Origin of the sequence: Vibrio sp. LQ2, assembly GCF_023920125.1 — a bacterium.
In the GTDB taxonomy this organism is placed as follows: Bacteria; Pseudomonadota; Gammaproteobacteria; order Enterobacterales; family Vibrionaceae; genus Vibrio; species Vibrio fluvialis.
In genome coordinates this window covers 2,388,459-2,404,549 of record NZ_CP085308.1, presented here as the reverse complement: position 1 = coordinate 2,404,549, position 16,091 = coordinate 2,388,459, and the positions used below count along the sequence as shown (strand labels likewise).

Below are 16,091 nucleotides of genomic sequence, written 5' to 3'. Positions count from 1 at the left end.
AAAAGCCCCGTCAGCTTTCACCAACGGGGCTTTGTTGTTAAATGCTTAACTCAAGAATTACTTCTTAGCGTTACGCTCTTTAACTTCAGCAATCACTTTCTCAGCAACGTTTGCTGGACATGGTGAGTATTTTTCGAACTCCATAGAGAACTGACCACGACCTGAAGTCATAGTACGTAGAGTACCGATGTAGCCGAACATTTCTGATAGAGGAACGTCTGCTTTAATACGAACACCAGTTGCACCAGCTTGTTGGTCTTTGATCATACCACGACGACGGTTCAGGTCACCGATTACGTCACCAACGTGATCTTCTGGAGTGAACACGTCAACTTTCATGATAGGTTCTAGAAGCTGAGCGCCTGCTTTTGGCATTGATTGACGGAATGCGCCTTTCGCTGCGATTTCAAATGCGATTGCAGATGAGTCAACTGCGTGGAAGCCACCGTCGAACAGTTCAACTTCAACGTCAAGCGTTGGGAAGCCTGCAAGTACACCGTGAGCCATCATGCTCTCAAAACCTTTCTCAACTGCTGGCCAGAATTCCTTAGGAACGTTACCACCAACTACAGTTGATTTGAAAGTGAAGCCTGAGTTTGGCTCACCTGGTTTGATACGGTAGTCGATCTTACCGAACTGACCTGAACCACCAGACTGTTTCTTGTGCGTGTAGCTGTCTTCGATTGCTTTAGTGATAGTTTCACGGTAAGCAACCTGAGGAGCACCTACTTCCAGTTCAACACCGTAAGTACGTTTCAGGATGTCCACTTTGATGTCCAGGTGAAGTTCGCCCATACCTTTAAGGATGGTTTCGCCTGAATCTTCGTCAGTTTCAACTTGGAACGATGGATCTTCTGCAACCATTTTACCGATCGCGATACCCATTTTCTCAGTTGAACCTTTGTCTTTAGGAGCAACAGCGATAGAGATTACTGGCTCTGGGAAGATCATTGGTTCAAGAGTACATTCGTGTTTTGGATCACACAGAGTGTGACCAGTTTGAACGTTCTTCATGCCAACAACCGCGATGATGTCACCAGCTTGCGCTTCAGTGATCTCAGTACGGTCGTTCGCTTGCATCTCAACCATACGGCCGATACGTTCAGTTTTGCCAGTCGCAGCGTTAAGGATGGTGTCACCCTTCTTCATGCGGCCAGAGTAGATACGGATGAACGTCAGAGCACCGAAGCGGTCATCCATGATCTTGAATGCTAGCGCTTTCAGTGGCAGCTCTGGATCAACGATCGCTTTTTCACCAGTTGGTTCACCAGTTTGTGGATCAGTCAGATCTTGAGGTTCAACTTCAGTTGGAGCTGGTAGGTAATCTACTACCGCGTCAAGAACAAGTTGCATACCTTTGTTTTTGAACGCAGAACCACAGAATGTTGGGAAGAACGCTAGATCGCGAGTACCTTTACGGATACATGCTTTGATTTGCTCAACAGTTGGTTCTTCACCTTCCATGTAAGCCATCATCAGCTCGTCGTCTTGCTCTACAGCAGATTCGATCAGAAGCTCACGGTACTCTTCTACTTGATCAACCATGTCCGCAGGAACTTCTTTGATTTCGTAGTTTTCTGGAAGACCTGAATCATCCCATACGTAAGCTTGACGGTTTAGTACGTCAACAACACCGATGAAGTCATCTTCACGACCGATCGGAAGAGTCATAACCAGTGGGTTAGCTGCCAGTACGTTCTTCACTTGTTCAACAACGTTGAAGAAGTCTGCACCCATACGGTCCAGTTTGTTTACGAAGATGATACGTGCAACTTCTGATTCGTTCGCGTAACGCCAGTTAGTTTCTGACTGAGGTTCAACACCGCCAGAACCACAGAATACACCGATACCGCCATCAAGAACTTTCAGTGAACGGTATACTTCTACTGTAAAGTCAACGTGTCCAGGAGTATCGATAACGTTTAGTCGGTGTTTTTTCCACTCACAAGTTACCGCAGCTGATTGGATAGTAATACCGCGCTCTGCTTCCTGCTCCATGAAGTCTGTAGTAGATTCACCATCGTGAACCTCACCAGTTTTATGGATTTTACCAGTAAGCTTAAGAATACGCTCAGTGGTAGTGGTTTTACCCGCGTCAACGTGCGCGAAAATACCAATGTTTCTGTATTTCGATAAATCTGCCATTGTCTTACTCTGTTAATAAGGTATAAAGTGCGCGCAGAGTATATCACAATCCGTCAAGACTGATACCCCTGCGTACACTTGCTGAAAAAAAATAGTTTACGTCCGCCTACTGCTGATGAAATATAGGCGATCCGGCACTAAGACGCGAGTCGATGAGCGAAATATTTAGCGAGCGTTTTGAATTCGCTTCCTCACAGTTCATCAAAAGCGGAGATAGCTTCAGACAGCTTGCGAACGCCGTGAATCTGCATTCCCGGAATGCCACCTTTGGGCATATTCGCAATCGGGACGATGGCTTTTTTAAAGCCATGTTTGAACGCTTCGTTCAGTCTTTCTTGCCCACTCGGCACCGGACGGATCTCGCCCGCCAGCCCCACTTCACCAAACACCACCACATCTTTTGGTAGTGGTTTATCACGAAAACTAGAAAGCAGCGCCATCAACAGGGCTAGGTCGGCACTGGTTTCGGTGACTTTAACACCACCGACAACGTTGACGAACACATCCTGATCCGCCATTTGCAAACCGCCATGCTTGTGCAGCACGGCCAGCAGCAGTGACAATCGGTTCTGCTCTAAACCCACTGCAACGCGACGTGGGTTGGCCAGCTGCGAGTAATCCACCAGCGCCTGAATCTCAACCAAGAGTGGACGCGTGCCTTCCCACACCACCATCACCGAGCTGCCGGAGGTGGCTTCTTCACCACGTGACAGGAAAATCGCTGACGGGTTGCTCACCTCGCGCAGCCCTTGTCCGGTCATGGCGAATACGCCCAGTTCATTCACCGCACCAAAGCGGTTTTTGTGACTGCGCAGCGTGCGAAAGCGGCTGTCTGAGCCACCATCCAGCAGTACCGAACAGTCGATGATGTGTTCGAGAACTTTCGGGCCAGCCAGTGTGCCGTCTTTGGTCACATGACCGACGATAAACACCGCTACGTTATTCTGCTTGGCGTAACGCGTCAGAGCCGTGGCCGCTTCACGCACCTGAGCCACACTGCCCGGCGAAGATTGCACATCGGCAACGTGCATGACCTGAATCGAGTCAATCACCATAATGCGCGGTTGTTCTTTTTCGGCAATCTGACAAATACGATCGACGTTGGTTTCCGACAGCATTTTAAGATGCTCTTTCGGTAACCCAAGACGAGAGGCGCGCATCGCCACTTGTTGCAGCGATTCTTCGCCCGTGACGTACAAGGTTTTCATTTGCGATGAAAGCAGACACATGGTTTGCAGCAACAGCGTCGATTTACCCGCCCCGGGGTTGCCACCGATCAAAATCGCCGCGCCCGGCACCACGCCGCCACCTAACACACGGTCGAGTTCTTTGAAGCCACTGGTAAAACGCGGCACTTCCTGCAAATTAATGTCGGACAGGGTTTGTACCACTGCTTCCGTGGCACTGCCCGCGTAGCCGCTTAGGCGTTCATTGCGCGCCACTTGTGGCGACGCTGCCAAGCGAACTTCAGAAATGGTATTCCACGCTCCGCAGGCATTACATTGCCCCTGCCAACGCGGAAAATCCGCGCCACAGTCATTACAGACATACGCACGTTTTGCTTTAACCATGAATCCTCAAAAATCGTCTAAGTTGTGACTACACAGGTTTAATAAAATGTTGAATCACTGCAACATATCGCTAAAGATTTTATATCCAGAGCCGATGTATCATGAATGAGAACCACACTCTAACAGAAAAATATGCAGCAATCTGAAATTCTCTCTTTCGCTGAACAATTAATTCCGGTGTTTAACTCACCCGATTTCGAGCGCCTGCTGAACCAATTAACCAGCAGCCATCCACCGTCAGTCAAACTGTTGGTAAAGATGGAGCTCAACCGTGTGATGGCGCCGTGTAGCAAAAGCATCGACCTGCGTGGTCGGGTGCAAGGTGAATGCCGAGAGTATGATCTGGATGGCCGCAAACACTGGCTCGATGATGTGGCCTTTAACGCCTATCACAAAGGGCTGAAGAAATACGGCAGCTACACCGAAGGGGTGTGGGATACACTGTATAACACGCGCAACAACTTCCGGGTCATGCAACAGCGTGGCACCCTCAATCAATCAAAACTCACCAGCGCCGACAGTCCGTTTGAAGTCGAACCAGTCAAACTCGGCTACGATCTCAAGCGTCAGGAAAACCGTTTAAAAATCGCATCACAGGTCAAAATTCACCTGCGTACTCGCGAACAGGTTGTCCACGGCCTGAGTGTTGATCTGTCAGCCTCTGGCGCCAAGTTCAAAGTACCTTCCGCGTTTGATTATAAACTGGGAGACGTTATCTCGGTGCTGTTCACCGAACTTGAGCAGACCTCAGAGATTGGTGGCCTCAACAAACCTATCGAATACCGTATTCTGGCGATTGAAGACTCTTACGACAACGATGCCGTGAAGTTTTTACGCACGCTTAAGCTCTCCGAGACCAACGTCGTTGAGCAAGTGATCCTTGAATCACTGCGTAACAACGCGCAAAAAGCCAAACACGATAACCAGGACAAAATCATCCGCGCCCGTACTCGAGGGTACGAACACAGTTATCTCAAACACACCGCCAACCTGCCGGTCTTTTTCAGTGGCAGCGAACTCAAACTGGTGTTGATGACGGAAAACAACCAGCCTATCTGGCAATACTGGCAGGATGAACGCAATCAGCAAGCGTTGGGTAGCCTGTTCAACAGCAGCCGCATGGAGATGCTGACCAAACCCGGCATTCGTGGCAGCAACAACGTACTCTATTCCTTCAAGCACGATCACCAAGGCAAAACGCTGTTCTTTTCGATGATGATGCCGGAAGCGACTCGCGAACAACGTAAACTGTTCTGGCACATCGGTGCACGTAAAAATAGTTGGAAAGCGTTTCGCCTGTCGGTATTTGAGCTCTCTGAAGAGGAACGCGTTGAACTGGCGAAACATTCGCAAGAACTGGCCAATCACTCCAGCGAACTCACCCACTGCGGTATTTTGCAGGAAGTGAGTGATGTCAGCTCAGCGAAAGATTACCTGTTGGTGGACAAACCCGCCTTAGCAAGCAGCGAGCTCAACCCTTTCCGCCACCCGCGTAAAGTCGAAGGCATGCCGCTCAACATCTATTTCGATGCACGCACTCGCCGTAAAGAGCCACGTTATAAGTTCCGCACGCCGCTGCAACTTCACCTTAACGACCAAGTGCTGGCTGAGGGCTTTACGGTCGATCTGTCTAAACGCGGCCTGAGCCTGATCCTCAGTAGCCCTGTGGACCTCAAAGCCGGCGATATGGTGAATGTGAACTTCCAAGAACTGAAGCTATACGACAAAAAGCTGCCACTGGATGCGCTGCCTTATAAAGTGATACGCATCAGTCCGGAAGGCCGCCGCCTGCAAATGGTGATTGAAGAGAATACGCAAACTATTAAGAGTATTGCTTTCTTTAACAGCATCATCGAAAACAACCAGGACAAGCTGCTACGTAAAGAAGAGATTCTGCCTAGTCAGTCATTGCTGGAAGGGTTGCACAACATCCTGCTGGACAAAATGGTCAGCACACCGATTTTCGTCGAGAAATCGGGGGCCAACCTGAGACCACGCGTCATCGGCGTCAACTACCCGTTGCCACCCCATCTGGCGCTGCTGGCGAAACTCGGACACGAGAACCGAATTTCACTTGAGCCGATCTTCAAAGGACACACCAACTCTTTACTCGCCACCCCGATGCGGCGCATTGATGGTGCCGAACCGCAATATAACGAGGTTTACATCGCGGCAATGAAGTTTGGTTCACGCATTCAGTCGATTGAATCAAGGTTGGTGAATGATTTTGCCAATACCAAAGAGCGAATGCAGTTTATTGCTCGTGCGCAGCACATGGGCGAAATTTACGTGCTGCGAGTCAGCGGTGTGCCGGTGTTTGACCCCATCACGATGTTAATGCGCAGCGACCTCAATGAACTGACCCAAATCAGCATGCCACACGCCAAATCGCTGGAGAAAGAACTCAGCGCAATCATCGGCTTTGGTGAAATCATTGATATCACCGAAGAAGTGTTGATTCGTCTGGAACTGACCCAATAAAAAACGAGGCATCACGCCTCGTTTTTTTCATCATTTCGCATCAATTACGGCTGCGCTTTCCAGCTCAGCTTCTGCTGCTTCACCAAACCAGCGGAGAGAATACACAATACGCCGCCCAACGCCGAGAAACGAACCGAGGTTTGCGCTTTCGCTTCGACTTTCGGTTTGGCATGATACGCCACGCCCAATCCCGCGGCGGACATCATCACCAAGTCGTTGGCACCATCGCCGACGGCAACCGTGTTGTGCATTTCGATATCGAACTGCTGCGCCAGTTCAACCAGAATATCGGCTTTGGTTTGCGCCGACACCACATCGCCCAACACCTGCCCCGTCAGTTTGCCATCGACAATTTCCAGCGTGTTGGACTGAGCATGATCCAGTGACAACATCTGTTTGAGATGATCCGAGAAATAGGTAAATCCGCCTGAGGCAATCGCTGTTTTCCAACCAAACGACTGCAATGTGTCAATCAGTTCCGGCAGTTCAGGCATCAATGGCAGTTCACTGCGCACCGCTTCCAGAATTGCAGCATCGGCATCTTTCAGTTTGCCCACTCGCTGGCGCAGGCTCTGTTCGAAATCCAGTTCTCCCTGCATCGCGCGTTCGGTCACTTCCGCCACTTCTTCCCCCACGCCGGCTAACTTAGCAATTTCATCGATACACTCGATTTGAATCGCCGTGGAGTCCATGTCCAATACGATCAGCCCCGGTTTGGACAGATCCGGCACTTCCGAGATGCGGGCGAAATCGAGTTCCAGACCTTTGAGGATGGTTTCATGCTCCGGCGTTAATTCACCCGCCATTAACGCGACGTCGTAATGACCCACTTTCCAGGTTTCCACGATGGTGTTGTACTGGCCAGTGAAAAAATCAATGTCATCAAATTGCTGTGGCGACAGAAACTCGCCAAAAATGATCCAGTTGGCTTTGGATTTATCTAACTGACTAGCAAAACGGGTTTCTGGCAGACGGTTGAGCAAAGTCGTATGTTTTTTAATAGTTAAGGTTTTCAAAGCGTCCATGTCCACTTTCCTTTGTTGGGATTCCCTGACGTTACCCTATTGCAATTTAAAAACGCAAGTCTCAATATGAGCCCAGTCTTATTTTTCTTTGGGTTAACAGTGTATGGACGGCTCTTTATTTTCCTTCCGTATGGTGATTCGTATCCTGGCAGTCCTCCTGTTGGCGGCGATGTTTTTCACCACCATCAAAAACAGTGTTGTGATCAGTAAAGGCAACGAACGGATTCAGGCCAATCAGTTGGAAACCCTGACTAAAGTGCTGATCACGCAAGCATCGCTCTCTGCGAGCAGCATGATTGCCGATCAGGATCAAGAGCGTTTGTTAGCACTGACTAACCAGTTAGCCCAGGAACGTTTGGTATTTGATGCCACTATTTATGATTCTGAAGGGGTGAAACTGGCCGCCAGCGATTCAGCCCTGAGCGTGCGTGAAGTACTTGGCCTGGACACGCCACTGCAAACCGCAAGCATCGGCCGCCAGCAGTTAGTTGAACCGGTGATGCACGATGGCAGCCTGATTGGCTTTGTACGTATCACCTTTGAAACCGGTAAAGTGACCGCCATTTCCGATCATCACTACCGCAAAAGCGATCGCTACATGTACCTGATGCTGCTGATGAGCTTCATCAGTGGCGTGTTGTTAACGCTGCTATTGCGCCGTAAACCGAAAAACAAAGGCGAAAACCTGCTGTTGAAAAACGCCGGGTAACCTGAAGAAACGCATAAAAAAACCTCAGCACATGCTGAGGTTTTTACGTTTTATCTTACTGAGAAAAATCAGTAACCTTCTTGGTCACCAATCAGCACTGAATCCAGAGCAATCTCAATCATTTCGTTGAACGTATTCTGACGCTCTTCTGAAGTAGTTTGCTCACCCGTCTTGATGTGATCTGAAACAGTACAGATAGCCAGTGCTTTTGCACCGTATTCAGCAGCCACACCGTAGATACCCGCAGCTTCCATCTCCACCCCCACGATGCCGTATTTATCCATCACTTCGAACATTGATGGATCCGGCGTGTAGAACAATTCAGCCGAGAACAGGTTACCCACTTTAACGTCGATACCGCGAGCTTTGGCTGCTTCTTCCGCCGCTTTCACCATTTTGTAATCCGCAATCGCGGCAAAGTCGTGATCTTTGAAACGGATACGATTCACTTTAGAGTCGGTACAAGCACCCATGCCAATCACGACATCGCGCACTTTGATGTCTTCATTAACGGCGCCGCAGCTACCAACACGGATGATTTTCTTCACGCCGTAATCTTTTACCAGCTCAGTCACGTAGATTGAGCACGATGGAATACCCATACCGTGGCCCATTACTGACACTTTGCGGCCTTTGTAAGTGCCTGTGTAACCGAACATGTTGCGCACGTCGCAAACCTGAACCACATCGTCCAGGAAAGTTTCAGCAATGTATTTCGCGCGCAGCGGGTCACCCGGCATCAGTACTACATCAGCAAAATCGCCCATCTCAGCATTGATATGTGGAGTAGCCATGTGTGTTTTCCTTTATTGCGTTTACCCAGTCTCTGGATAAATTTTAATCGTTGAATTTGGTTTCTGCCCACAGGCAGTCAAATCTTTGCCCGCAGACGTGACAGGCCGATGACGTCGTCATCACGTGTTCGTCTGCGGCGCGCTATCACAGAAAGTTCTTTCCGTAGTCCATTGCTGAGGTACCGAAGTAGCTCGCCAGTGTCTGGCCGATGTCAGCAAAGGTTTCGCGCTGGCCCAGAGAGCCCGGCTTCACTTTCTTACCGTACACAATCACAGGAATGTGCTCACGCGTGTGGTCGGTGCCCGGCCAAGTCGGGTCACAGCCGTGATCGGCGGTCAGGATCAGCAGGTCATCCTCCTGCATCAGTTCCAGCACCTGTGGCAGACGGTTGTCGAAGTATTCCAGCGCCGCCGCATAACCAGCCACATCACGGCGGTGGCCGTAAGCGGAATCGAAATCGACGAAGTTGGTGAACACGATGGTGTTATCACCAGCAGCTGAGATTTGCTCCAGAGTCGCATCAAACAGCGCCGGAATGCCGGTCGCTTTGACTTTTTTGGTGATACCGCAGTTGGCGTAGATGTCAGCAATCTTACCGATCGATACAACCTGACCCTGTTTCTCATCCACCAGCTTTTGCAGCACAGTCGCTGAAGGCGGTTCTACCGACAGGTCACGACGGTTACCGGTACGCTCAAACTGACCTTTACCCGGGCCGATGAACGGACGCGCGATCACACGGCCAATGTTGTAATCTTCCAGCTCTTCACGAGCGATTTGGCACAGCTCCAGCAGACGATCGAGACCAAACGTCTCTTCGTGACACGCAATCTGGAACACCGAGTCTGCCGAGGTGTAGAAAATTGGCTGACCCGTTTTCATGTGCTCTTCACCCAAATCATCCAGCACTTGAGTGCCCGATGCGTGGCAGTTGCCCAGGAATCCGTCCAGACCAGCGCGCGCCAGAATGCGGTCGGTCAGCGCTTTCGGGAAGCTGTTTTGTTTGTCGCTGAAGTAACCCCAGTCAAACAGTACCGGCACACCAGCAATTTCCCAGTGGCCTGATGGCGTGTCTTTACCAGAAGACAGCTCGGCAGCGTGGCCGTAAGCGCCGATGATATCGGCACGTTCATCCAAACCCGGTGCAAAACGCCCCGTGGCTTCTTTGTGTGCCATTGCCAGACCCAGTTTGGACAGGTTTGGCAGCGTTAATGGGCCTTTGCGGTTCGCGTTGTCGGCTTCACCGTTAGCACACTGATCCGCGATGTGGCCCAACGTATCTGCACCGACATCACCAAACGCTTCGGCATCTGGTGCCGCGCCAATACCGAAGGAATCTAAAACTAAAATAAATGCTCTTTTCATTGCTCACTCCTAGCCGAAACTACACGTCTTCTTCACGAATCTGACGGTACACTTCCGGAGTTGGTACATACTCTCCACCCACTTTGATTGCACGTTGTAGTGCGTTGGCAGCGTCTTGCCACTGCTCTTCAGTGCGGGCGTGAATCATTGCTAAAGGTTTATTGCTGTCGGCCACTTCACCCAGACGGATAAACTGATCAAAGCCGACTGCGTAATCGATGCTATCGGTCGCCACACGGCGTCCGCCGCCCATACCGACCACCGCCATGCCAATAGCGCGGGTATCCATTGAGGAAACCACACCGCTTTGCTCGGCGTACACAGGTTTGATGATGTCGGCTTTATCAAGGTAGTTATCGTAGTTTTCCACGAAATCTGCCGGCCCACCAAGACCTGCCACCATCTTGCCAAAACGTTCCGCCGCCTGGCCGTTATCCAGCACGGTTTGCAGTTTGGCACGCGCGTCAGTGGTGTCTTTGGCCAGCTTACCCAGCACCAGCATTTCGGCGCACGACGCCATGGTCACTTCAAACAAGCGTGGATTGCGGTATTCACCGGTGAGGAAACGCACCGCTTCGCGCACTTCCACGGCATTACCCGCCGATGACGCCAGCACCTGGTTCATGTCGGTCAGAATGGCCGTGGTTTTGGTACCCGCCCCGTTGGCTACTGCCACGATGGATTTCGCCAGCTCTTCCGATGCTTCGTAGGTTGGCATAAACGCGCCCGAACCCACCTTGACGTCCATTACCAGCGATTCCAGACCTGCCGCCAGCTTCTTCGACAGAATGGACGCGGTAATGAGGGAAATGTTGTCTACCGTTGCGGTGATATCACGAGTCGCGTAGACACGCTTATCCGCGGGTGCCAAATCGCCAGTCTGGCCGATGATGGCCACGCCGGCTTCTTTGGTCACTTTGCCGAACACGTCATTGGTTGGCGTAATGTTGTAGCCCGGAATCGATTCCAGTTTGTCCAGCGTGCCGCCAGTGTGGCCAAGGCCACGGCCAGAGATCATTGGTACGTAACCGCCACACGCTGCCACCATTGGGCCAAGCATCAGTGAGGTTACGTCACCCACACCACCGGTGGAGTGTTTGTCGACGATCGGGCCATCAAAGTTCATGTGGCTCCAGTCGATCACCATGCCGGAATCGCGCATTGCACAAGTCAGCGCAATACGTTCAGGCATGGTCATTTCACGAAAGAATACCGCCATCGCAAACGCTGCGATCTGGCCTTCAGAAACCGTGTTGTTCGCAACCCCCTGAATAAAGAAGTTGATCTCTTCTGCGGTCAGGACTTCGCCATCACGTTTTCTGCGAATAATTTCTTGAGGTAAATACATGAGTGCCTCCCAAGCTCTGGAATCAGAGCCATGGTCTATATCGTATAGATAGAATATAGGTGGCGCAGCGCGCCACCTGAGACGCGAAACGAATTAGTACGCTGCAGGATCTGCAGTTTCGTTGGTCACTTCTAATGTATTTAGTAGATTGGTCAGCAGGCTTGATGCACCAAAACGGTAGTGACGACTGTCTACCCAGTTGTCACCCAGGATCTCATCTGCCATTGTTAAGTAAAGGGCTGCATCTTCTGCAGTACGAACGCCACCCGCTGGTTTGAAACCAACGCTTTTCGCTACGCCCATATCACGGATCACTTCCAGCATCATGCGTGCGTATTCAGGCGTCGCATTCACTGGCACTTTGCCCGTAGAAGTTTTGATGAAGTCTGCACCGGCTTCGATACAGATTTGAGAAGCTTTTTTGATCAGCGCTTCTTCTTTCAGTTCACCGGTTTCGATGATCACTTTCAGTAGCACTGTGTCACCACAAGCCGCTTTACATTGTTTCACCAGGTCAAAACCAACCTGTTCATTGCCTGCCATCAGAGCGCGATATGGGAACACCACGTCCACTTCATCTGCACCGTAAGCCACAGCGGCTTTGGTTTCAGCAACCGCAATATCCACATCGTCGTTACCGTGTGGGAAGTTGGTTACCGTTGCAATACGAACGTCTGGTGTACCTTGCTCACGAAGGGTCTTCTTAGCAATAGGAATAAAGCGAGGGTAGATGCAGATCGCAGCGGTGTTACCGACTGGGCTCTTCGCATCATGACAAAGCTGGATCACTTTCGCATCCGTGTCATCATCATTCAGCGTAGTCAGGTCCATCAGTTTAAGTGCACGTAGTGCTGCTGCTTTTAAATCGCTCATTTCTATCTCCGATCAATATATTCAAATAGTTCACTCCCCGACCCGAAACGGATGTTTCATGGCGGGCAGCCACAAATGAACGGACTTGGTTCCTTGAAGACTCGGTGCTACGCACCAATTGCTATCCCTGTCACCGCACAGTACCAATTTGGTCTATGGCACAACAATCTGCGATTGTGGTGTCTAACGTATACCAGCAACATCGGTTGCCTCAGCGTGAATGATACTCCTTGTATCCACTCAAGCTAACTAAAAACTTCCCAATCATAAATTAAGAAGCAATCCCACCCGACGCATCTTTATCACTCCCGTGACTGAAGAGTGCGCAACAGATGGCTAAACACAGAACAGCCACTCCCGAACAGAAGAAATGGTCACCGTATTACTACGATTTATCCCATGCTCTTTAGTTTTATACAGTATAGATATTCGTCGCAAAACTGTAGCGCCGTTGCTAGAGCAAACGGTTTGTATCTCAAAATAACCAGCAATCGAAACGAGGTTCAGCCCTTGTCGGAGCTGGATTTAGCGTGCAATCCATTACACGTTACCCTCATTTTCGATGGCCAGAAAACAAAAAAACCCCGCAGCAATCTCTTGCTACGGGGTGATGTTAAACGGCGTCTATATAATCTTTCTCTACAAACTTAGAAAGACAGGAAGAAGCCAGCAATGGTTGCTGCCATCAGGTTAGATAGCGTACCGGCAGCCACAGCTTTCATACCGAAACGTGCGATGTCGTGACGACGGTTAGGAGCAATACCACCCAGACCGCCCAGCAGGATCGCGATAGAAGACAGGTTCGCGAAACCACACAGAGCGAAGGAGATGATTGCAGCCGTCTTCTGAGACATTACCGCACCAGTTGCTGCTACTACTTGAGCGTTTTCGCCCACGTAAGGAACAAAGTTCAGGTATGCAACGAATTCGTTTACTACGATCTTCTGACCGATGAATGAACCGGCAAGAGTTGCTTCAGACCATGGCACACCGATGATGAATGCTAGTGGAGAGAATACCCAACCCAGCAGCAGTTCAAGAGTCAGCTGTGGCATACCGAACCAACCACCGATACCACCCAGAAGGCCGTTGATCAGAGCGATCAGACCGATGAACGCCAGCAGCATCGCGCCGATGTTCAGTGCCAGTTGCAGACCCATAGACGCACCGCCCGCCGCAGCGTCGATTACGTTTGCTGGTTTGTCGTCGCCACCGTCGATGTCTACTGTGCCCAGTTCTTCATCTGGAGCCTCAGTTTCAGGTTTGATGATTTTAGCGAACAGCAGACCACCAGGCGCCGCCATGAATGACGCTGCAACCAGGTACTCTAGAGGCACACCCATTGATGCGTAACCAGCTAGTACACCACCTGCTACAGAAGCCAGACCACCACACATTACTGCAAACAGCTCAGACTGAGTCATTTTTGGAACAAACGGGCGCACAACCAGAGGTGCTTCAGTTTGACCAACGAAAATGTTTGCTGCTGCAGACATAGATTCCGCGCGAGAAGTGCCTAGTGCTTTTTGCAGGCCACCACCCAGAATCTTGATAACCCACTGCATCACACCCAGGTAGTACAAAACTGAGATCAGTGCAGAGAAGAAGATTACTGTAGGCAGAACTTGGAAAGCAAAAATGAAGCCGATACCGTCAACAGAGAAGTTAACCAGGCTGCCGAACAGGAAACCGATACCATCTTTACCGTAGTCGATTACGCTCTGAACACCAGCAGCAAAACCTGCCAGCAGATCACGACCCCAAGGGACGTAAAGAACGAAACCACCGAGTGCGAATTGGATAGCAAATGCGCCACCCACGGTTCTAAAGTTAATAGCTTTACGGTTATCAGACAGTAGTACTGCGATTGCAATTAGTACTGCCATACCGATTAGGCTCATAAACAGGCTCATAGTTTATGACTTCCTTATAAGTTAATTGTTGGCGTGTAAAACTTTGGTTTGTTTTCGCAGCGGATTATACGCACCCGCCAAAAAAAAAGTAACGCACGCATCACGCAATATTGATAAAACTCTTTTTGTTGCATTTATAATTGAGAAGTCAATCACAAATAATTGTATAGATAGTGTTCAGAGTTGCTATTTAACCGGTTTGGTGTGCAAAAAATCCGACACGTCGAACTCACCTAACTGCAACCGTTTGCTCAATTTAAAACCCATAAAGATCGCAGCACTTTAACGACAAATTCACGTTTTTTATTTTCATTTCGCTGCGTTTTTTCTCATTATTGGCAAATAAAAACTTGTGTACTCAGTCACACCAATTTGAAACAGTTTTCACTGGTTTTTTCGGTTTATTTGGCTTTCTTTGTCTGACCTGTTTATTTATCCATAAATTTATTTTCTTTCTGATATTCAATTCTAGTCAGTGAAATTTCATTACCGCTATTTTTTATATGAAATTATAAGCACTTCGTTATTACGCATGAATGAGTTAATCGATTACATTAATTTAGCGACGACACTCACACAAATCCTGCTATTCACCCGATCAATTGTTAATAAAAACAACAATTGATTAACAATTCAAAACCTAATATTTTGTTCTTCGAAAAAAAATGTGACTTGATGTGAACTATTGCACTTTTTTTTGCAGCGCAAACGATAAACTTATAATTGGTAGGCTCAATGAGTTGACCTATTGGTCAACATTTTATTATCAATTTAACAACAGTGGTTTTGTAACATAGGGATATATACAGTGAAAAAATCCATCCTAAAAATATCTACCCTTGCTCTCGCAATCTCCTCTTTCCACGTATTCGCAGAAGCAAAACCTGCCGTTATCTACGATACCGCAGGTAAATTCGACAAATCGTTCAATGAAGCGGTTTATCAGAACGGCGTAAAAGTCATGGAGGCCGAAGGCCTTGAAGTTCGTGAGTTTGAGCCTCAGAACGAAGCTCAACGTGAACAGGGGCTTCGTCGTCTGGCGAGCCGTGGTTTCTCACCAATCGTTGCGGTGGGTTTCAACATGGCGTCAGCGGTCGAGAAAGTCGCCACTGAGTTTCCAGACATCCACTTCACCATTCTCGACATGGTGGTTGATAAGCCCAACGTACAATCGATCGTCTTTAAAGAACACGAAGGTTCGTTCTTAGTTGGCGCACTGGCCGCGAAAGCCTCTAAATCAGGCGTTGTCGGTTTTGTCGGCGGTATGGACATTCCTCTGATCCGTAAATTCGAATGTGGTTACGAGCAAGGCGCGAAATACGCCAATCCACAGATCACCGTTCTGCAGAACATGACAGGCTCGACACCCGCAGCGTTTGCAGACCCGGCAAAAGGTTCAGAGCTGGCGAAATCTCAGTTTTCCAAAGGCGCTGACGTGATTTACGCCGCAGCAGGTGGCACTGGCTTAGGGGTTTACCAAGCAGCAGCCGATGCGGGCAAACTGGCCATTGGCGTGGACTCAAACCAAAACCATCTTCAACCAGGCACCATGCTGACCTCAATGGTGAAACTGGTCGGTGCGGCGGCTGTCGACAGCTGGAAAGAAGAAATCAACGGAGCTTGGCAACCAGGCATCAAGGTACTGGGCTTGAAAGAAAACGCGGTTGACTGGGCGTACGACGAGTACAACAAGCCTCTGATTTCCGACGAAATGAAGTCCTACATGGAAAGCCTGAAAGCCGACATCATCGCCGGCAAGATTCAGGTCCATGACTACATGTCAGACAATAAATGTGATTACTAAAACGCTCTGACTATCCATATAAGTCTGGCCTTGCGGGCAACACCGCAAGGGTAAAGAGCCAA

11 protein-coding genes are annotated in these 16,091 nt (G+C 49.5%); 3 read left to right on the top strand and 8 right to left on the bottom strand.

What is annotated here, in order from left to right; translation table 11 throughout:
- Window positions 1–57 precede the first annotated feature (57 nt).
- Entirely contained in the window at window positions 58–2,145 is a 2,088-nt protein-coding gene (gene fusA, locus LGV68_RS11270) for an elongation factor G (protein ID WP_020330549.1), read from the bottom strand.
- Between the two features lie 191 nt (window positions 2,146–2,336).
- Window positions 2,337–3,716 (bottom strand): DNA repair protein RadA, encoded by a 1,380-nt coding sequence (gene radA, locus LGV68_RS11265; RefSeq protein WP_020330548.1) that lies wholly within the window; start codon window positions 3,714–3,716, stop codon window positions 2,337–2,339.
- A 132-nt stretch (window positions 3,717–3,848) separates the two neighbouring features.
- On the opposite strand from radA, the gene LGV68_RS11260 reads away from it, so the two are divergent.
- A complete protein-coding gene (locus tag LGV68_RS11260) occupies window positions 3,849–6,197 on the top strand; it encodes a PilZ domain-containing protein (protein WP_044364945.1) in 2,349 nt (782 codons plus the stop codon).
- Between the two features lie 44 nt (window positions 6,198–6,241).
- On the opposite strand, the gene serB is transcribed toward LGV68_RS11260, so the two are convergent.
- Window positions 6,242–7,222: a phosphoserine phosphatase gene (serB, locus tag LGV68_RS11255; RefSeq protein ID WP_020429789.1), complete on the bottom strand. Its 981-nt coding sequence runs from the start codon at window positions 7,220–7,222 to the stop codon at window positions 6,242–6,244.
- 103 nt (window positions 7,223–7,325) lie between these two features.
- On the opposite strand from serB, the gene LGV68_RS11250 reads away from it, so the two are divergent.
- Window positions 7,326–7,931 carry a YtjB family periplasmic protein gene (locus LGV68_RS11250; RefSeq protein ID WP_024373282.1) on the top strand — a complete coding sequence of 202 codons (606 nt, stop codon included), beginning with the start codon at window positions 7,326–7,328 and terminating at the stop codon, window positions 7,929–7,931.
- Between the two features lie 68 nt (window positions 7,932–7,999).
- On the opposite strand, the gene deoD is transcribed toward LGV68_RS11250, so the two are convergent.
- The 5 genes from deoD to LGV68_RS11225 form a co-directional block, all read right to left on the bottom strand.
- Complete coding sequence (gene deoD, locus LGV68_RS11245) at window positions 8,000–8,725, bottom strand: purine-nucleoside phosphorylase (RefSeq protein ID WP_020330544.1); 726 nt, start codon at window positions 8,723–8,725, stop codon at window positions 8,000–8,002.
- Window positions 8,726–8,870: 145 nt separating this feature from the next.
- Complete coding sequence (gene deoB / locus LGV68_RS11240) at window positions 8,871–10,091, bottom strand: phosphopentomutase (RefSeq protein WP_158142366.1); 1,221 nt, start codon at window positions 10,089–10,091, stop codon at window positions 8,871–8,873.
- Between the two features lie 19 nt (window positions 10,092–10,110).
- Window positions 10,111–11,439: a thymidine phosphorylase gene (gene deoA / locus LGV68_RS11235; protein ID WP_020429784.1), complete on the bottom strand. Its 1,329-nt coding sequence runs from the start codon at window positions 11,437–11,439 to the stop codon at window positions 10,111–10,113.
- A 93-nt stretch (window positions 11,440–11,532) separates the two neighbouring features.
- On the bottom strand, window positions 11,533–12,312 hold the full coding sequence (deoC, locus tag LGV68_RS11230) for a deoxyribose-phosphate aldolase (protein WP_222807730.1): 780 nt from the start codon (window positions 12,310–12,312) through the stop codon (window positions 11,533–11,535).
- A 647-nt stretch (window positions 12,313–12,959) separates the two neighbouring features.
- Window positions 12,960–14,225 carry a NupC/NupG family nucleoside CNT transporter gene (locus LGV68_RS11225; protein WP_020330540.1) on the bottom strand — a complete coding sequence of 422 codons (1,266 nt, stop codon included), beginning with the start codon at window positions 14,223–14,225 and terminating at the stop codon, window positions 12,960–12,962.
- An 808-nt stretch (window positions 14,226–15,033) separates the two neighbouring features.
- On the opposite strand from LGV68_RS11225, the gene LGV68_RS11220 reads away from it, so the two are divergent.
- Window positions 15,034–16,029, top strand: a complete 996-nt coding sequence (locus tag LGV68_RS11220) for a BMP family ABC transporter substrate-binding protein (RefSeq protein ID WP_020330539.1) — start codon at window positions 15,034–15,036, stop codon at window positions 16,027–16,029.
- The last annotated feature ends 62 nt before the right edge of the window (window positions 16,030–16,091 follow it).